Origin of the sequence: Vibrio sp. Isolate23, assembly GCF_022398095.1 — a bacterium.
In the GTDB taxonomy this organism is placed as follows: domain Bacteria; phylum Pseudomonadota; class Gammaproteobacteria; order Enterobacterales; family Vibrionaceae; genus Vibrio; species Vibrio coralliilyticus_A.
The window spans coordinates 110,580-127,565 of the sequence record NZ_JAKEUV010000008.1 but is presented as its reverse complement, the minus strand read 5'-3'; the positions used below and the strand labels follow the sequence as shown (position 1 = coordinate 127,565).

General features: G+C 45.5%; 18 protein-coding genes. 11 read left to right on the top strand and 7 right to left on the bottom strand.

What is annotated here, in order from left to right; translation table 11 throughout:
- Positions 1–82: 82 nt before the first annotated feature.
- From tilS to L1D31_RS17740, 4 genes are all read left to right on the top strand, one after another.
- Complete coding sequence (gene tilS, locus L1D31_RS17755; RefSeq protein WP_239838392.1) at positions 83–1,417, top strand: tRNA lysidine(34) synthetase TilS; 1,335 nt, start codon at positions 83–85, stop codon at positions 1,415–1,417.
- 36 nt (positions 1,418–1,453) lie between these two features.
- Complete coding sequence (locus tag L1D31_RS17750; RefSeq protein WP_239838391.1) at positions 1,454–1,768, top strand: cytochrome c; 315 nt, start codon at positions 1,454–1,456, stop codon at positions 1,766–1,768.
- Between the two features lie 103 nt (positions 1,769–1,871).
- Positions 1,872–2,210, top strand: coding sequence for a nitrogen regulatory protein P-II (gene glnB / locus L1D31_RS17745; protein ID WP_239838390.1), 339 nt, complete (start codon positions 1,872–1,874; stop codon positions 2,208–2,210).
- Between the two features lie 51 nt (positions 2,211–2,261).
- Entirely contained in the window at positions 2,262–3,119 is an 858-nt protein-coding gene (locus tag L1D31_RS17740; RefSeq protein ID WP_239838389.1) for an endonuclease/exonuclease/phosphatase family protein, read from the top strand.
- On the opposite strand, the gene L1D31_RS17735 is transcribed toward L1D31_RS17740, so the two are convergent.
- The 3 genes from L1D31_RS17735 to gloB form a co-directional block, all read right to left on the bottom strand.
- Positions 3,099–3,785 carry a YIP1 family protein gene (locus L1D31_RS17735; protein WP_239838388.1) on the bottom strand — a complete coding sequence of 229 codons (687 nt, stop codon included), beginning with the start codon at positions 3,783–3,785 and terminating at the stop codon, positions 3,099–3,101. The two genes, L1D31_RS17740 and L1D31_RS17735, sit on opposite strands and share 21 nt — an antisense overlap.
- The gene (locus L1D31_RS17730; RefSeq protein WP_239838387.1) at positions 3,782–5,347 is read right to left on the bottom strand and encodes a LysM peptidoglycan-binding domain-containing protein; all 1,566 of its coding nucleotides are present in this window, start codon (positions 5,345–5,347) and stop codon (positions 3,782–3,784) included. The genes L1D31_RS17735 and L1D31_RS17730 overlap by 4 nt, the downstream gene beginning before the upstream one ends.
- A 70-nt stretch (positions 5,348–5,417) precedes the next feature.
- The gene (gene gloB, locus L1D31_RS17725; protein ID WP_239838386.1) at positions 5,418–6,176 is read right to left on the bottom strand and encodes a hydroxyacylglutathione hydrolase; all 759 of its coding nucleotides are present in this window, start codon (positions 6,174–6,176) and stop codon (positions 5,418–5,420) included.
- A 39-nt stretch (positions 6,177–6,215) separates the two neighbouring features.
- Between gloB and L1D31_RS17720 the strand changes: the two genes are divergently transcribed.
- On the top strand, positions 6,216–6,956 hold the full coding sequence (locus L1D31_RS17720; RefSeq protein ID WP_239838385.1) for a methyltransferase domain-containing protein: 741 nt from the start codon (positions 6,216–6,218) through the stop codon (positions 6,954–6,956).
- Here L1D31_RS17720 and rnhA read toward each other — a convergent pair.
- The gene (rnhA, locus tag L1D31_RS17715; protein WP_239838384.1) at positions 6,953–7,417 is read right to left on the bottom strand and encodes a ribonuclease HI; all 465 of its coding nucleotides are present in this window, start codon (positions 7,415–7,417) and stop codon (positions 6,953–6,955) included. The two genes, L1D31_RS17720 and rnhA, sit on opposite strands and share 4 nt — an antisense overlap.
- Positions 7,418–7,473: 56 nt before the next feature.
- Here rnhA and dnaQ point away from each other — a divergent pair, with 56 nt between their 5' ends.
- Positions 7,474–8,214, top strand: a complete 741-nt coding sequence (gene dnaQ, locus L1D31_RS17710; protein WP_239838383.1) for a DNA polymerase III subunit epsilon — start codon at positions 7,474–7,476, stop codon at positions 8,212–8,214.
- 8 nt (positions 8,215–8,222) lie between these two features.
- The gene (locus L1D31_RS17705; protein WP_239838382.1) at positions 8,223–9,470 is read left to right on the top strand and encodes a TIGR03503 family protein; all 1,248 of its coding nucleotides are present in this window, start codon (positions 8,223–8,225) and stop codon (positions 9,468–9,470) included.
- Between the two features lie 63 nt (positions 9,471–9,533).
- Here L1D31_RS17705 and fadE read toward each other — a convergent pair whose 3' ends face one another.
- Entirely contained in the window at positions 9,534–11,984 is a 2,451-nt protein-coding gene (fadE, locus tag L1D31_RS17700; RefSeq protein WP_239838381.1) for an acyl-CoA dehydrogenase FadE, read from the bottom strand.
- A gap of 309 nt (positions 11,985–12,293) precedes the next feature.
- On the opposite strand from fadE, the gene lpcA reads away from it, so the two are divergent.
- Positions 12,294–12,872 (top strand): D-sedoheptulose 7-phosphate isomerase, encoded by a 579-nt coding sequence (lpcA, locus tag L1D31_RS17695; RefSeq protein WP_239838380.1) that lies wholly within the window; start codon positions 12,294–12,296, stop codon positions 12,870–12,872.
- Positions 12,873–12,941: 69 nt separating this feature from the next.
- On the top strand, positions 12,942–13,787 hold the full coding sequence (locus tag L1D31_RS17690) for a class II glutamine amidotransferase (protein ID WP_239838379.1): 846 nt from the start codon (positions 12,942–12,944) through the stop codon (positions 13,785–13,787).
- A gap of 80 nt (positions 13,788–13,867) precedes the next feature.
- Here the strand turns inward: L1D31_RS17690 and L1D31_RS17685 are convergent, their stop codons facing one another.
- Together L1D31_RS17685 and tsaA are read right to left on the bottom strand one after the other, a co-directional pair.
- Positions 13,868–15,583, bottom strand: coding sequence for a proline--tRNA ligase (locus tag L1D31_RS17685; RefSeq protein WP_239838378.1), 1,716 nt, complete (start codon positions 15,581–15,583; stop codon positions 13,868–13,870).
- A gap of 110 nt (positions 15,584–15,693) precedes the next feature.
- Positions 15,694–16,389 carry a tRNA (N6-threonylcarbamoyladenosine(37)-N6)-methyltransferase TrmO gene (tsaA, locus tag L1D31_RS17680; protein ID WP_239838377.1) on the bottom strand — a complete coding sequence of 232 codons (696 nt, stop codon included), beginning with the start codon at positions 16,387–16,389 and terminating at the stop codon, positions 15,694–15,696.
- A 116-nt stretch (positions 16,390–16,505) separates the two neighbouring features.
- Here tsaA and L1D31_RS17675 point away from each other — a divergent pair, with 116 nt between their 5' ends.
- Entirely contained in the window at positions 16,506–16,766 is a 261-nt protein-coding gene (locus L1D31_RS17675; protein ID WP_239838375.1) for a type B 50S ribosomal protein L31, read from the top strand.
- Entirely contained in the window at positions 16,767–16,892 is a 126-nt protein-coding gene (gene ykgO / locus L1D31_RS17670) for a type B 50S ribosomal protein L36 (RefSeq protein WP_005380299.1), read from the top strand. It begins immediately after the preceding gene.
- Positions 16,893–16,986: the final 94 nt, after the last annotated feature.

Genomic DNA, 16,986 nt, shown 5'->3' with positions numbered 1-16,986 from the left:
AATAGAGAAAGGCTGAACTCAGGTTCAGCCTTTTTTATTTAGGATGATAGACTAACCTTATTCGCAGCGCTTTTCTTTGATTATGAATTTATATCAACACTTTTCTACGTTTATGGACCAATACCAGCATTCTAAAGGTAAGTTAGTGCTTGCTCTTAGTGGTGGCCTTGATTCGCGAGCCTTATTGGCACTAATGGCGAGGTATCGCCGTGAACATAATAAAACGTGTGTGGTTGTACATGTCCACCATGGTTTGAGTGCCAATGCGGATGAATGGGCGATGCGTTGTAAGCAATGGTGCTTAGAAGAAAAGATGCCTTTTTATATTGAGAAGGTAATACTGGAAAAGCAAGGGAAAAGCATAGAAGAAAGTGCGCGAGAAGCTCGATATCAGGCGTTACGCAAGTACATAGGCCAAGGGGATATATTGCTTACGGGGCAACATCAAGATGATCAGCTTGAGACTTTTTTACTTGCCTTAAAACGTGGTAGTGGGCCGAGAGGACTTTCGGCAATGGCACAAGTGATGCCTTTTGCTGAGGGAGAACTTCTTCGTCCGCTTCTCTCTGTTCGCCGGTCCGAAATCGAGGCTTTTGCTACTGAGCATAAACTGAGTTGGGTTGAGGATGAGAGCAATCAGGATACTCGATTTGACCGCAATTTCATCCGTCATCAAGTCTCTCCAGTTATGACTGAACGATGGCCTCATTTTCCCCAATCTGTGCAACGCAGTGCTGAACTTTGTTCTGAGCAGGAGCAACTACTGGATGAATTACTTGGTGAGCGGGTTGAGTATATAACCCATCAGGATGGGAGTTTATACATTCAAGCGTTATCTGAAATGAGTCCTCTAATGCGCAGTCGAATTGTTCGAATGTGGTTGTCTAAACATGAAGTGCGTATGCCGAGCCGAGAACAATTAAACAAAATCTGGTTAGAGGTAGCACTGTGCCGTCAAGATGCGAATCCAATTCTAGTGTTGAGCGATGGTCAGATTCGTCGTTTTGAACAGAGGTTATATGTTGTGAAGCAATGGCAAGAGCTATCTGGATGGCAGCAAGGCATTTCTCTCAATACATCTGTTTCTTTGCCCGATGATCTGGGAACGCTAATCTTATGTCCTAGTACGCGTGGTAAACTTTCTCTGAGTGCACTTCAAGACGAATCGTTGCAGATCACGTTTGAACCTCAAGGTTTGAATGCTCGTCCTGTTGGGCGTAACCACAGTCGAAAGTTGAAAAAGTTGTTTCAGGAGTATGGTGTGCCTAGTTGGTTGAGGCGTCGCTTACCCATTATTATGAGTGGGGAGCATGTCGTCGCCGTCGCAGATTTGTTTGTTGATCATCGCTTTGCAGGTCAAGATTGTGAACTTGTCTGGGACAAGTCAACACCAGTTGTGTCAAAATTGTATACATAAAAACGCACAACTAAAGTGGAATTATAAGGAAGAGCAATGAAAAGAATCGTGACTGGAATAGCCATTGGAATGAGTTTACTGGCAGGGCAAGTGATGGCGGCCGGTGATGTCGCTGCTGGACAAGCAAAAGCGGCCGTGTGCGCAGCTTGCCATGGTGCTGATGGCATTGCTGTGATCCCTGGTTACCCAAACCTGAAAGGACAAAATGAGCAGTATATCGTGTCCTCAATTAATGCGTATAAAAACAAAGAGAGAACTGGTGGACTGGCTGCAGTGATGCAAGCGCAAGCGTCCATGCTGAGCGATGCAGATATTGCTAACTTAGCCGCTTATTATGCAAGTTTGAAGTAATTGTAAATTCCAGATAAATAGCCCGAGCATCAAACGCTCGGGCTTTTTATTACTTGTTTATCATGGGATAATAAGAAAAATTGCTGAAGTTTAAGGGATGAACATGAAAAAAATCGAAGCCATTATTAAGCCATTTAAGCTAGATGATGTACGTGAAGCGCTGGCGGAAGTAGGCATCACGGGTATGACAGTATCGGAAGTCAAAGGTTTTGGTCGTCAAAAAGGTCACACGGAGTTGTACCGTGGTGCAGAATATATGGTGGATTTCCTGCCAAAAGTGAAACTTGAGATTGTGGTGACTGATGACGTTGCCGAGCAATGTGTTGATACTATTGTTGATACGGCTCACACCGGGAAAATAGGTGATGGTAAAATCTTCATTACAGACATTGAGCGAATTGTTCGCATTCGGACTGGTGAAGAAGACGAAGACGCGATTTAATTTGTTTTATCGAAAGAGCCGTGAGGCTCTTTTTTATTTGTGGTGATGTAAATGAAAAAAAAGCTTGTATTGCTGAGCCCGCTCATTGTGTTGGCCATGGTCGTGTTTGGGTTTCAAGTAGTGTTTTCCCTGCCGGATATACCTCAGCTTTCTACTATTTCTTCACAAGATAACGCTCTTTCATTGCAATGCTTTAATAGCACACATACCGATTACATTGATAAAGACCGTCAGTTAAAGGTGTTGGTATGGAATATATACAAACAAAACCGCAGTCATTGGCGCCAAGAACTCACTCAATACACGCAAGATAAACAGTTGGTATTGCTTCAAGAAGCCAGTATGAGCCCAGAGCTCAAAGGCTGGATACAAGAGTCAGGGTGGTATGGTAATCAGGTTGATGCATTCAAAGCGTTTAAGTACAGCGCAGGGGTACTCAATCTCTCGGCTCACCCGCCACTAAAAGCATGTGCTTATACAGAGTTGGAGCCATGGCTTCGCTTACCTAAGTCGGCGATTTACGCTACCTACCCCTTGTCAAACGGACAGCTGCTCGCAGTAGTGAACATTCATGCCGTTAACTTTACCTATGGTACAAAAGAATATCAGAATCAGCTAGGAACATTGGTCACTGAGTTAACCCAGCATACTGGTCCCATTGTGATTGGCGGTGATTTTAATAGTTGGAGTGAGCAGCGCTTGAAAGTGATGAAGCAAGTGCTGGATGCTCTCGAAATGGAAGAAGCCAGCTATGAGCCAGACAATCGCACCCAATTTATGACTGGTTTACCGCTGGACCATGTCTTTTATCGAGGTTTGACGCTAATAAAAGCAGAGGCGCCGGAATCCGACGCCTCTGACCATAATCCGATTGAAGTGACATTTCAGTTAACTGATGGCGATATATAGCGCCCAAATGAAATAGTATGCTACCCAAGGCAATGCTGAAATGACAAGTGCCTGACCGCGTTCAAATTCAGTCCAAGTCCCCACCGCAGCGTAACCTAAGGCAATGTACCATGGTAGAAGTAGTGGGAAGGAGCTAGCAAACTGAGACCATTGATTGGTTAGAGGCAGTTTTAACAAACCATTGAGGCTATTTAAATCTGCGGCGTAGACCATCACTTGACCGTGTTTGAGTAGCAAGCTCACATAACTTGCCAAATCACCAATAATAGCGGGAAAAACCACGACGGTACTCGCGGCAAACCAACGCCAGAATCCATGTTGGTGCTGGCTTGGTTTGGTTGCAAGATTGAACCAGAAGGCCAACATCACAATGGTCAGAGTTCGCCCTACAACGTCACTGATGATCTCACTGGCCATCAGGGTGTTGGCATCCAGTAACTCAAGTTGTTTTGGGTTTGTCTGAGCCAATTGAGCAGAGAGTCCCTGTTTTAGCCATTCGAAATCAACGATGTCGAAGTAAGCGCCCCAAAAAAGAAATGGGGTTAACATAAGAACAACGTATGTTTGCCAGCCCCAAGCGCCACGCTGATAAAGTGCAAGAAAACACGCGCTAGGTGAACGAAAGATATCCACCAGCATAATTAAAGGGTTCGAGGATGGCGTCATACACTCACCTTAGTGACATCGACATAGAGTTTGAGCTTTTGTCCCGGCTGCAGGTATTTCTTTTTGCTGAGCCCGTTCCATTTCACTATATCATTGGATTTAACTTTAAATTTGTTGGCAATACCGCTGATGGTGTCACCAGACTTCACACTATAAAAAACGGTGCGGATGATCGCGCCGTCTGAGCTGTTTTTCCAAATAACCAACTTTTGCCCAACGCGTAAAGTGTCTCTTGGTCCCATACCATTCCATTTAGCGAGAGACTGATGGGAAACTTTGTTCGCGCGCGCAATACTCCACAAGCTATCCCCTGATCGCACAGTATGAGTGAGCTTGTATTGACCGCGTGATTTAGCCTGAGTTTTAGCCAGCCGGTTGGTTGCACTGAGCGTATAGGCACGTTCATCTTTCGTAGAGGTCGGGATTATCAGGTGCTGTCCAACACGGATATTGTGCCCGTTAAGGTTATTCGCTTTTTGGATGACCTTAGTGGTAGTTTTGTATCGAGTGGCAAGTACACTCAAACTGTCGCCGGATTTCACTTTATAGCGAACGACCTTCATTCCTTTACCGCGGTTTTGAGCAACTTTAGTTTTAAAGGCAGCAATTTTTTCAATTGGTAGTAAGATCTGGTGTGGGCCGTCTGGTGCCGTTGCCCACTGGTTGTAGGCTGGATTGAGGCTTTGCAGTTGTTTGACAGTCATGCCTGCGTAGTTTGCTGCAATGGCCAGATCAAGTTGTTCTTTGGGGTCAACCAAGTCAACAACTGGTTTGTTGGCAATTGGCGGGATATCAATGCCGTACTTGTCCTGATTCGCGATGATATCTGCCAATGCAAGTAATTTGGGCACATAACCACTGGTTTCTTTCGGCAGATCAAGAGAGAAAAAATCCGTAGGCTTGCCTAGCCTAGTATTTTTTCTGATCGCACTGGAGACTCGTCCTCCTCCACTGTTGTAAGCCGCAATGGCATGGGTCCAGTCTCCTTTGAATCGCTTATTTAGTGCCACTAGATAAGCGAGCGCAGCGTCAGTCGATGCAGCGACATCGCGGCGGCCGTCATACCAGAAGTTTTGTTTAAGTCCGTAGTATTTACCCGTCCCCGGAACAAATTGCCATAAACCGGCTGCACTACCATGGGAGTAGGCAAAAGCATCAAAGGAACTTTCAACGATAGGTAAAAGCGCTAACTCTAAAGGCAGATCGCGTTGCTCAATTTTTTCGGTGATGAGATAGAGGAACGGCTGGGCACGCTCAGAAACGGTTTTGAGGTGGTTGGGGTGCTTTAGATACCAAGTGCGGTAATAATCGACCATTTTGTCATCAGGGATCGGAAACTCGAGCTGCATTGCGATACGCTGCCAGACGTCTTCCTGAGACTGGGGCGTCACGATGGGCTTAGAGGGGATAGCCGATTCTGAAGGTTGAGCAGCAGGTTTGCTTGACGCTACTGCTGGTGGGGTATTGGTCTCTGTAGAGGCGGATTTACCGCTCTCTGTCTGCTGGGTAAGCTGACATCCTGTTAGTAGTAGTGCTAATACCCAGCTGTGTTTTACTCGCATTGTACAGCCCTTTTTTTATTTGGCTGCTGATAATACTTGTCTAAATATGGAGGTGACAAGTTGCAAAACGTTAAAATTCGTTCTTCCACTCACGTAATGCCGTAAAAATGGAGAGTGAGTCCGTTTGTTGGGTCCGGTTGGCCACCGAGCGTATGATGCTTTGTTTCTCTGTTCTTAGGAATGGGTTGATCCATTTCTCTTTGCGAATAGTGGTGGGTAAGGTCGGTTGATTTTGCGCTCTGAGGCGGTTCACTTCATCACGGTATTGCTGAAGTAGCTCGTTATCGGGCTCAACGGCTAAAGCAAAGGCGACGTTGCTAGCGGTGTACTCATGAGCACAGTAAACCTCGGTCTCTTCGGGTAGAGCAACCAGTTTATTTAGTGAGGCATGCATTTGCTCCATGGTACCTTCGAATACCCGACCACAGCCTGCTGAGAAAAGAACATCGCCGCAGAACAGTTTTCCATCACCGACATAGCCGATGTGTCCGCAGGTATGGCCTTCTAATCCTAAAACAAAAAAGATTTCGCCAAATAGCTCAATTTGTTCACCGGCCTCGACAGCATGCGTCAAGGTTGGAACAGGTTCATTGGCTGGGCCCACTACGTCGATACCGGGAAATTGCCTGACTAACTCTGGGACACCACCGATATGATCATTATGGTGGTGAGTAATTAGGATCGCCTCTAAGCTTAACTCGTGCTGTTTAAGGTACTCAAGTACGGGAGTCGCGTCCCCAGGATCGACAACAGCACAACGCTGATCGCTATTTTGAATCAGCCAGATGTAATTATCATTAAATGCAGGTATGCTTTTGATATCTAACATAGTTGTCTCTCCGGTTACCAAGAGTGAAGCAGGTTAATTATGAAGCCAGCACGCAGTAATAAGAAGCTCGAAAAGCCTCATTCATGGTCTCAGCTTAAGAATGGCCTGTGGGTCAGTGAATCAATACAAACTCGTGTTGATGAATGGTGCCCAAAACTATTTGGCTATCATATGCTTAAGCTGGGAGGGCTGAGCTGCGAGTTAACCAGCTTTAATTGTAATATTCAACACCAAGTTAACCTTGATATCCAGAACCCTTTGCATAACGTGATTGCTGATGGCTACAACTTACCATTTCTTGAAAAAAGCTTTGACGTGATTGTGATGGCGCATCAGCTTGATTACTGCAATGACCCGCATCGAATGTTGAGAGAAGTCGATCGTGTGATGATCGATGATGGGTATTTGATCATTACTGGCTTTAATCCGATCAGCTTAACGGGCTTGTCGAGCTTGATGCCATGGCGCAAGAACAACTTGCCATGGAGTGGACGCATGTTTACTCCAAATCGTATTCGTGACTGGCTGAGTGTTTTGAATTATCAGGTGATTGAGTGTGACAGCTATGCCCTGTTTCCAATGCAGAAATACCGCACCATGTGGACTTGGCTGGAAAACAGTTTAGGCGATTGGGCATCTCCTATGGGTAGCCTATATTTTATTGTTGCTCGCAAACGCACTTACCCACTTAAACCGATCAAGCCACATTGGAAGCTAAAACGAAAATTGACGCCGATTGGCGTCAATTACAAGGTGTCGAGCAAAGTAAAGTCGCACTAGTTAGGTTGGTAACCTGTATCTTCTTCTGTTGGGTTTTCGGCAGCGGCTCTAGCTAATTCATCACACATTTCATTTTCTCTATGCCCTGCGTGACCTTTGACCCAGCGCCAGTCAATGGTGTGGCGTGCGGTTTCGGCATCAAGCGCTTTCCATAAATCGGCGTTTTTAACCGGCTTTTTATCAGCCGTCTTCCAATCACGTTTTTTCCAATTGTGAATCCACTGTGTAATACCTTGGCGAACGTACTGGCTGTCAGTGGTGAGTATGACTTCGCACGGTTCTTTCAGTGTTTGTAGTGCGACTATGGTTGCCATCATTTCCATGCGATTGTTGGTGGTTAGGGTGTAGCCTTTAGCCAGTGTTTTTTCGACCTGCTTATAGCGTAAAACGATACCGTAACCACCTGGCCCCGGATTACCTAAACAAGAACCATCTGTGAAAATTTCCACCTGTTTCGTCATGATTTGATACTATTGGGTTAAGCATATTATTGGCATAGTCTGACACACAATTTGTTATGAATACCAGCAACAATTCTAACCACAACCGCATCGTGGTACTCGATACCGAAACCACAGGTATGAACCGTGAAGGCGGTCCTCATTATCAGGGACACCGTATTATTGAAATCGGTGCTGTTGAAATTATCAACCGTAAATTAACGGGGCGTCACTTTCATGTTTACATCAAGCCTGATCGCGAAATTCAGCCAGACGCAGTGGAAGTCCATGGTATTACTGACGAGTTTCTTGTCGATAAACCTGAATATCAGGATGTACATAGCGAGTTTCTTGAGTTTATTAAAGGTGCCGAGCTTGTTGCCCACAACGCGCCCTTCGATACTGGCTTTATGGATCATGAGTTCAGTATGTTGGACCCAAGTATTGGCAAAACGGAAGACTACTGTAAGGTCACGGATACCCTTGCCATGGCGAAGAAGATCTTCCCTGGTAAACGTAACAACCTCGATGTGTTGTGTGACCGCTATGGTATAGATAACTCTCACCGTACGCTTCATGGAGCTTTGCTCGATGCGGAGATCTTGGCTGACGTCTATCTATTGATGACAGGTGGCCAGACCTCATTACAATTTAACCCTGGCAACGCAGAGGGCAATGTGGGAGGCGAGTCAATAAAACGTGTGGCTGGTGGACGAAAATCATTAAAGGTTATCCGTGCAACAGCCGATGAATTAGAAGCACATCAAAATAGATTGGACTTGGTGGAGAAAAGCGGAAGCTGTCTCTGGCGTCAGTAGGAGAAGGAATGTTGAGGATTTGGTTTGCCCTGTTGGGCTTGTTAGTCAGTACCTTTGGTTTTGCGGAAGAATCCTCAATGTCACTACTCGACAATCGTTTTCGAGTTGATCCCACCATCAAACAAATTACCTTTGTGATCTATCGCGCTGAACGCTCAAGGCCGGTAGTATTGGTCCGCCCTGACGGAAAAAAGTACTACGCTTGGCGTAGCCCAGATAACGTTCGTTGGTACCAAGAACCAACAATGGACATCATATCGATAGATAATCCCATGCCTGGCCCTTGGCAGGCTATCGGTAAAGTGACACCCAAGAACAAGATAATCCTTATTTCTCACCTTGAACTGTCCACCGAACAGATGCCAGCGCGCTTGTTCCAGAATGAACAGATAAAGTTTACAGCAAGGCTCACCTCTGATGGCAAACCTTTGGTATTGAGAGACTTCTTAGAGCGCGTCAATTTAATGGTGACCTTCACCAAATACGTTGAAAATGAAGAGGAATTGATTAAAGAGGCAAAACCGATCCCTTACACTATCGGTGAGTTTGCCGATGATGGCCGTGGTTTAGATGAAGTGGCAGGAGACGGTGTATTTACGGTATCACTGAATATTTCCCCAGAGCCGGGTAAATACCGTGTTCGTATTACGTCGGGCAATGGGGTCTTCCTCCGTGCGCAAGAGCAAGAGGTTTTGGTATACCCAATGCCTATCCAAGCGACCTTTATTCAAAGTCGAGAAGAAGGTGTGGAACACAAGGTTGTCGTCTCTGGTGAGCAAGGTATGGTTGAACCGGGGAGTTTGGCGGCGCAAATTGTGCACAAATCACCGGATAATAGTGAAGTGACGGTGGCTGAAAGTGCAGCGGAAACGTCAGAAAAAGTTGAACTAAAGATCCCATACAATGGCGAAATTGGTAACTATGCTTGGATGGGGCAAGTTTTTGCTACAGAAATGGGGTCGGGGCGCCCACTCGCTTTTCCGGTTCAAGAGCACACTTACAGTGTATTGGAAGAAGTCGACTTTTCCGAAACTCGTCGTTTACAGGAAGAGGAACGTATGCAGCAGTTGAAATTGATGGAAGAAATGCGCTTGATCCAGATGAGAGAAGAGAAACGCATGCGCACCTACATCATCATCGGAGTGGGTAATATCGTGATGATTATTCTTGGCTTAGTTGTTTGGTTTGTGATGCGTAAGCTCAGAGCTAAGAAAGAAATGATGCCAGAGATGCAGTTAGAGATGCCCAAGAAGTAGCACATTTAGGAAACTGAAAGTACAAAAAAGGGCTGCATTGCAGCCCTTTTGCGTTGATGTAGATTAAGCCACTTCATCCATCTGAGGGGTTAGCTCCAGTGGTTTGGCAGCTAAGTCCTTTGGGTCAAAATCATCCACATTAATCACGTACAGGCGATGTTCTTCTGCATTACGCAATAATTGTGCTTCGGCTGAGTCGATAATTCCCTTTTCCAAACCGATATCTGCGATTAAATCCAAACTAAGGAATGGACGGCGTTCGTTGATGGCTTTGCACACTTTAGTGAAGACAGGCTCTGCTTCAAGAATAATGTGCAGCGCTTCTTCAATCTTACCGGCAGGATTAAATTCACTGGCTTGGAAATACTGGTTGCGGCCTAAACGATCTCGGGTTGCAGACGGTGTCTGTAGGATCTGAGCTACTTGGCTGTCAATTTTGTCGTTTGGCGCTTTGCGTACACGACCAAATGGTAGGATCATGACACGTAAGGCTTTACCCAACCATTTATTAGGGAAGTTCGCTAAGAACTCGTCAATCGCTTCTTCGGTCTGTTTCAAACTGTCTTGAAGTCCCCAGTGCACCAATGGAAGATCAGCAGCAATACGACCATCATTCTCAAAGCGCTTCAAAGTTGCTGAGCTAAGGTAAAGTTGGCTTAAAATATCCCCTAAACGGGCTGATAAACGCTCTTTACGCTTCAATGAACCACCAAGAACAGCCATTGAAATATCTGATAAGAAAGCAATGTTTGCACTGTAGCGGTTGAGCTGCTGATAGTAGCGAGTGGTTGAGTCTTTTACTGGTGCTGAAGAGAATCGGCCGTCAGTTAGTCCAAGCCAGAAGCTGCGTACCAGGTTGCTCATGGTGAAGCTCACATGACCTGCAAGGGCTGAATCAAATTTCTCTAGGGCATCAGAAGAATCCGAGTAAGCGGCGTTCATCTCTTCTAGAACATAAGGATGGCAGCGAATAGCACCTTGACCGTAAATGATCATAGAACGAGTTAGGATGTTCGCACCCTCAACGGTTACCGCGATTGGTGCGCCTTGATAACCGCGAGCCAGGAAGTTAGAAGGCCCCAAGCAGATACCTTTGCCACCGACGATATCCATTGCATCAATAATGCTTTGTTGGCCACGATGAGTACAGTGGTACTTTACGATTGCTGAGATAACCGAAGGCTTCTCACCCAAATCAATACCGGCGACAGTCAGGTTACTGGCTGCGTCCATCACGTAAGCGTTACCGCCTAGACGCGCTAATGGCTCTTCGACCCCTTCCATCTGGCCGATGGGTTGTTTGAACTGGCGACGAATACGTGCATAAGCCCCTGTGGCTAGTGCTGCCGTTTTAATGCCACCAGTAGAGTTAGAAGGCAGTGTGATACCACGCCCAACGGATAGACATTCAACCAGCATACGCCAGCCTTGACCTGCCATCTTCGGACCGCCGATGATAAAATCGAGAGGTACAAATAGATCTTCACCACGAGTCGGACCATTCTGGAATGGTACGTTGAGTGGGAAATGACGGTTACCAATCTCAACACCTTTGAGGTGAGTTGGAATAAGAGCACAAGTAATACCTAAATCTTCTTGCTCTCCTAATAGACCTTCTGGGTCACGCAGTTTAAAAGCTAAGCCTAGTACAGTCGCCACTGGAGCCAAGGTAATATAGCGTTTGTTCCAAGTCAGGCGCATACCAAGTACGTCTTTGCCTTCCCACTTACCTTTACATACCACGCCAAAGTCAGGGATAGAACCCGCGTCAGAGCCAGCTTCTGGGCTAGTTAGAGCAAAACACGGAATTTCCTTACCTTCTGCAAGGCGCGGTAGGTAGTAGTCTTTTTGCTCAGTCGTACCATAATGCTGTAGAAGTTCACCTGGGCCCAGTGAGTTTGGGACGCCAACTGTAGAAGAAAGGACGCCAGAGACACCTGTCAACTTCTGAAGAACAAGAGACTGTGCATAGGCAGAAAACTCTAAGCCACCGTATTTTTTCTTGATGATCATGGCAAAGAATTTGTTGTCTTTGAGGTATTGCCAGACTTCTGGTGGTAGATCAGCCAGTTCATGCGTGACTTGGTAATCATTCACCATAGCGCACACTTCGTTCACAGGGCCATCTAAGAAAGCCTGTTCTTCAGCAGTTAATGTAGGTGATTGGATGTCATGCAGTTTTTTCCAGTCTGGCTTGCCTTTGAACAATTCAGCTTCCCACCATACGGTACCGGCATCGAGTGCTTCTTTTTCTGTTTGTGACATCGCAGGCAAGACTTTTTTGAACAAAGTCAGCGCCTTTTTACTGATCAAAGATTGACGTACTGAGGGAATAGCAACCACTGCTGTGGCGGCAATAAAAAGAATCCAGCTCAGTGATCCCGCAGCACTGAAGGCAGAGAGTATGGCCAGAGTGACTGTCAACGCGGTTACCGATTTCGCTAGGGAGGTACGATGATAGAGACAGACCGCTAGAACCGCAGCAAATCCGAGTATAGAGAGCAAAGTGTCCATAGTAATGTTCCTTGTTCGGCGTTTTTGAGCATTTTTACGCCGTTATTCATAAAGAGGTCCAACCAGTTAAAGTGTAATCAAAATATTAAAGAAATGTAAAACCTAAAATTACCCAAAAAGTGATCTGAGTAGAGTGAAAATTCCAAAAATGAAGAGGCGGACGGTTTTTGAAGAGGTCGAAACCGAATAAAGACGCAAATGTTTGCGGGCAGCTATCGACAGTGAGAATTGTTTGAGTAAACTCTGACTATAACTATGGCGACGTTAGGCGTCAGCCATTTCAAAACCAAATAATTTAGAGAAAAACCTATGTACCAGGATCTGATTAAAAAAGAACTTACCGAAGCTGCCGACGTACTTAATACATTTCTAAGCGATGAAAACAACATCGCGCAAATTGAAGCGGCTGCGAAGATGCTCGCTGACTCATTTAAACAAGGCGGTAAAGTTTTGTCTTGTGGTAACGGTGGCTCTCACTGTGATGCGATGCACTTTGCTGAAGAACTCACGGGGCGTTATCGTGAGAACCGCCCAGGTTTACCTGGTATCGCTATTTCAGACCCAAGTCATCTGTCTTGTGTGAGTAATGACTTTGGCTATGAGTACGTGTTCTCTCGCTATGTTGAAGCCGTCGGGGCTAAAGGGGATGTGCTATTCGGTCTATCCACGTCAGGGAACTCAGGCAATATTCTAAAAGCGATTGAAGCGGCTCAAGCCAAAGGAATGAAAACCATTGCTTTAACAGGTAAAGATGGCGGGAAGATGGCTGGTTTAGCGGATATTGAAATTCGAGTGCCTCACTTTGGCTACGCAGATCGTATCCAAGAAATCCATATTAAGATCATCCATATTGTGATTCAGTTGATCGAAAAAGAGATGGAAAAATAATTTCTGAGTGGTTTAAACAGTGCCAGTGTTTTGAACTGGTGCTGTTGTTTTAAGGGAGCTTCTTAAACCATGTGTGAATTGCTCGGAATGAGCGCTAATGTACCAACTGATATCTGTTTTAGCTTTACAGGGCTTATGCAGCGAGGGGGCAATACTGGTCCGCATCGTGATGGTTGGGGCATTACTTTTTATGAAGGTAAAGGCTTTCGTAACTTTAAAGATCCTACACCAAGTTGTGATTCTAAGATTGCTGAGCTGGTCCAAAATTACCCAATCAAAAGCTGCGCGGTAATTAGCCATATTCGTCAGGCGAATCGCGGAGCGGTGAATCTTGAAAACACACATCCGTTTACCCGAGAATTATGGGGGCGTTATTGGACCTTTGCTCACAATGGTCAGCTAACAGATTATCAAAGCTTAGTGACAGGAAGGCACCGCCCTGTTGGTCAAACCGATAGTGAGCTCTCTTTTTGTTGGCTATTAAAGCAAATGGAAGACACATTTCCTGAACCCCCACAGGACATGGTCGGTGTATTCCGCTTTGTCGCTAAGTGCTGTGATAAGTTACGCGAAAAAGGGGTGTTTAACATGTTGCTGTCTGACGGCGAGTACGTCATGACCTATTGCACTAACCATTTGTATTGGATTACGCGCCGCGCGCCGTTTGGAAAAGCAGCTTTACTTGATGAAGATGTGGAAATTAACTTCCAAGAAGAGACCACACCAAACGATATTGTTTCAGTGATTGCGACTCAGCCTCTCACTGGGAATGAAACTTGGCACCGTATGAAGCCGGGAGAGTTTGGTATTTTTCATTTAGGCGAGTTGGCGGATGGTAACGCTGCTGAGCTGGTGGATGTTCCTTTTGCGCCGAAAAAGGTAGAAAGTCAGGCGCCAACCGAACCTCTAGAGTGATATTTGACTGATTACTGACTGTCTGATAGATAAAAAGGCTGATGTTTTCACATCAGCCTTTTGCTCTCTAATGAGGTGATTTAAGCGATTTGCGCTTTAATATGCTCAACGATGTCTGCCATCGCGATAGCCGTTTTCTCACCAGAACGGCGGTTCTTGTACTCGAAGTTGCCTTCTTTCATTGAACGATCACCGATCACGATAGTGTGAGGAATACCGATAAGCTCCATGTCAGAGAACATGACACCCGGGCGCTCTTTACGGTCATCGAATAGCACTTCGATGCCCATAGCGGTCAGTTCAGCATACAGCTTCTCAGCCGCTTCTTTCACTTCTTCTGACTTGTGCATGTTCATTGGCACGATAGCCACTTGGAAAGGTGCAAGTGCGTCTGGCCAGATGATGCCGTATTTATCATGGTTCTGCTCAATGGCAGAAGCAACCACACGAGAAACACCGATACCGTAACAACCCATCTCTAAGATAACGTTTTTGCCATCAGGGCCAAGAACACCACAGTTCATTGCTTGCGAGTAAACATTACCCAGTTGGAAAATATGACCGACTTCAATACCACGCTTAAGCATAAGTGTCCCCTGACCACATGGGCTTGGGTCGCCTTCAACCACATTACGCAAGTCTTCAACTTGGTCTAGCTCAACATCACGACCCCAGTTGATACCGAAGTAGTGCTTGTCATCAACGTTAGCGCCTGCGCCAAAGTCACTCATAACAGCTACAGAGCGATCAACGATGAATGGCAGTTTTAGCCCTACTGGACCTAGCGAACCTGGGCCAGCCCCCACATGTGCGCGAATTTCTTCTTCTGTTGCCATCTCTAGAGGAGCTGCGACTTGAGGAAGGTTTTCCGCTTTCACTTCGTTCAGTTCGTGGTCGCCACGGATGATCAGTGCGATCAGGTCCGCTTCAACTTCATCAGACGCTTTAACGAATAGTGTTTTAACTGTTTTCTCGATTGGTAATTCGAACTGCTCAACAAGCTCAGCGATCGTTTTCGCATTTGGGGTATCTACCAGCGTCATCTCTTGAGTTGGTTGAGCGCGTTCAATAGCCGGTGCCGCAGCTTCTGCTTTTTCTATGTTTGCTGCGTAGTCAGACTCAGTCGAGAAGGCGATAAGGTCTTCGCCGCTTTCAGCTAGAACGTGGAATTCTTGAGAGCCACTGCCGCCGATTGCGCCAGAGTCAGCCAATACAGGACGGTATTCAAGGCCCATACGGTCGAAGGCTTTACAGTAAGCATCGTGCATTGCATCGTAAGACTTCTGTAGCCCATCTTTGTCGATATCAAAGCTGTATGCATCCATCATGCAGAATTCACGTGCGCGCATTACGCCGAAACGTGGGCGTCGCTCATCACGGAATTTAGTCTGAATTTGGTACAGGTTTAGTGGTAGCTGCTTGTAAGAGCTTACTTCATTGCGCACTAGGCTAGTGATCACTTCTTCAGCGGTAGGGCTGAGAACAAACGGACGAGTATGACGGTCAGTAAAGCGAAGCAGTTCAGGGCCCATCTTCTCGCTGCGGCCTGTTTCTTCCCAAAGTTCAAACGGCTGAACAACGGGCATCAAAGTTTCGACAGCACCTGCATTGTCGATTTCCTGACGAACGATGTTTTCGACTTTACGCAGTACACGTAGACCAGTAGGTAGCCAGGTGTATAAACCTGAAGCCAGCTTACGGATCATACCTGCACGTAGCATGAGCTGATGGCTCACTACTTCTGCGTCGTTTGGAGTCTCCTTCAGAGTTGAAAGAAGATAATTACTGGTACGCATTAAATTTATCCGTTTATTAAAGTTAGTGACTCAAGCCGGAATGGACATGAGTATAGAGTTTCCCAAAGGAAAAATAGTTAGCCGCTTATAATATCAGCCAATTGCCTTTGTCAAAAGTGTTCAATCGTTGTAACCGTTATTAAGTGATCACTGGCAACGAACTTAACATTCAAATCGAACAAATTTACCGCATATTCTTTGCTGTCTTGTTTGTTTTTCTTGTAAGCGGGGCGAGGATCTTGAGCCAGTACCTGCTCAATAATGGCTTTTTCATACTCAGCCTCTTTACGCTTATTAAGAAACTCTATTGCTGAAATCGAAAAGGTGACCAGTGACTTTTCCGGCTCTTGTTCTGCGTAGCTCCCTGTGGCTTCAGGAATTGAATCTGAGTAAGGGATGTAAGGTTTAATATCGACAACGGGAGTACCATCAACCAAGTCTACGTTACCAAGATCGAGATATATCTGTTCACCCTGTTTAGTCACTGCTTTGATTTCTACGGCAGACATGCCAATGCCATTGGGTCTAAAGGTCGATCGAGAAGCGAAGACGCCCACTCGTTCATTGCCACCCAATCGTGGGGGCCTTACTGTTGGTTTCCATCCGGCTGCCAAGTTTTGATCAAACAAAAATAGTAGCCAAGCGTGCGAGAATTGTTCAAGTCCTCTGACGGCTTCTGGACAGTTGGCTTCTCCGACCAATTTCACTCTGGCCCGAGCATTTGTGACTAACCTAGGCTGACGAGGGACTGCGAACTTCTCTTTATAAGGGGATTCAATGAAACCAATGGGCTCTAGGGAATACATTTGCTTTCTCTACAGATCGTAATGAAGGAAAAATATCACAAAAAGGGTAGCAAAACTTCTTGATAATAATTATCATTTATAATGTTATAACATAACAATTAAATGTTGAGGTAATTATGCAACCTAATATTCACCCTGAATACAGAACCGTTGTTTTTCATGACACTAGTATCGATGAGTACTTTTTGATTGGTTCAACGCTACAAACTGAGCGCACCATCGAGTGGAAAGATGACAAAACATATCCCTATTTCACTATTGAGGTGTCGTCGAAATCGCATCCTTTTTATACCGGTAAACAACGAGTGATCCATCAAGAAGGTCGCGTTGCGAACTTTAAGCGTCGATTTGGGCAATTCTCAAAGGGAGATAAGTAAGTGAAAGTCGTAAAGTCTCTTAAAAGTGCCAAAAGCCGTCACCCTGATTGCCAGATTGTAAAAAGAAGAGGACGCTTGTACGTCATATGTAAAACTAATCCCAGATTCAAAGCTGTTCAAAAATGATAGTGGTATAAAAAATACCAATGGATTAATGTAATTTATAATTCTAATGATTGTTATATATGTGGATGAAACTGCTGGTTTTTTGTTTTTTTAG

Excerpts from the sequence above, each read along its gene's own strand:
- tilS (WP_239838392.1), top strand. The coding sequence starts at position 83 with ATGAATTTATATCAACACTTTTCTACGTTTATGGACCAATACCAGCAT.
- L1D31_RS17750 (WP_239838391.1), top strand. The coding sequence starts at position 1,454 with ATGAAAAGAATCGTGACTGGAATAGCCATTGGAATGAGTTTACTGGCA.
- glnB (WP_239838390.1), top strand. The coding sequence starts at position 1,872 with ATGAAAAAAATCGAAGCCATTATTAAGCCATTTAAGCTAGATGATGTA.
- L1D31_RS17740 (WP_239838389.1), top strand. The coding sequence starts at position 2,262 with ATGAAAAAAAAGCTTGTATTGCTGAGCCCGCTCATTGTGTTGGCCATG.
- L1D31_RS17735 (WP_239838388.1), bottom strand. The coding sequence starts at position 3,785 with ATGACGCCATCCTCGAACCCTTTAATTATGCTGGTGGATATCTTTCGT.
- L1D31_RS17730 (WP_239838387.1), bottom strand. The coding sequence starts at position 5,347 with ATGCGAGTAAAACACAGCTGGGTATTAGCACTACTACTAACAGGATGT.
- gloB (WP_239838386.1), bottom strand. The coding sequence starts at position 6,176 with ATGTTAGATATCAAAAGCATACCTGCATTTAATGATAATTACATCTGG.
- L1D31_RS17720 (WP_239838385.1), top strand. The coding sequence starts at position 6,216 with ATGAAGCCAGCACGCAGTAATAAGAAGCTCGAAAAGCCTCATTCATGG.
- rnhA (WP_239838384.1), bottom strand. The coding sequence starts at position 7,417 with ATGACGAAACAGGTGGAAATTTTCACAGATGGTTCTTGTTTAGGTAAT.
- dnaQ (WP_239838383.1), top strand. The coding sequence starts at position 7,474 with ATGAATACCAGCAACAATTCTAACCACAACCGCATCGTGGTACTCGAT.
- L1D31_RS17705 (WP_239838382.1), top strand. The coding sequence starts at position 8,223 with ATGTTGAGGATTTGGTTTGCCCTGTTGGGCTTGTTAGTCAGTACCTTT.
- fadE (WP_239838381.1), bottom strand. The coding sequence starts at position 11,984 with ATGGACACTTTGCTCTCTATACTCGGATTTGCTGCGGTTCTAGCGGTC.
- lpcA (WP_239838380.1), top strand. The coding sequence starts at position 12,294 with ATGTACCAGGATCTGATTAAAAAAGAACTTACCGAAGCTGCCGACGTA.
- L1D31_RS17690 (WP_239838379.1), top strand. The coding sequence starts at position 12,942 with ATGTGTGAATTGCTCGGAATGAGCGCTAATGTACCAACTGATATCTGT.
- L1D31_RS17685 (WP_239838378.1), bottom strand. The coding sequence starts at position 15,583 with ATGCGTACCAGTAATTATCTTCTTTCAACTCTGAAGGAGACTCCAAAC.
- tsaA (WP_239838377.1), bottom strand. The coding sequence starts at position 16,389 with ATGTATTCCCTAGAGCCCATTGGTTTCATTGAATCCCCTTATAAAGAG.
- L1D31_RS17675 (WP_239838375.1), top strand. The coding sequence starts at position 16,506 with ATGCAACCTAATATTCACCCTGAATACAGAACCGTTGTTTTTCATGAC.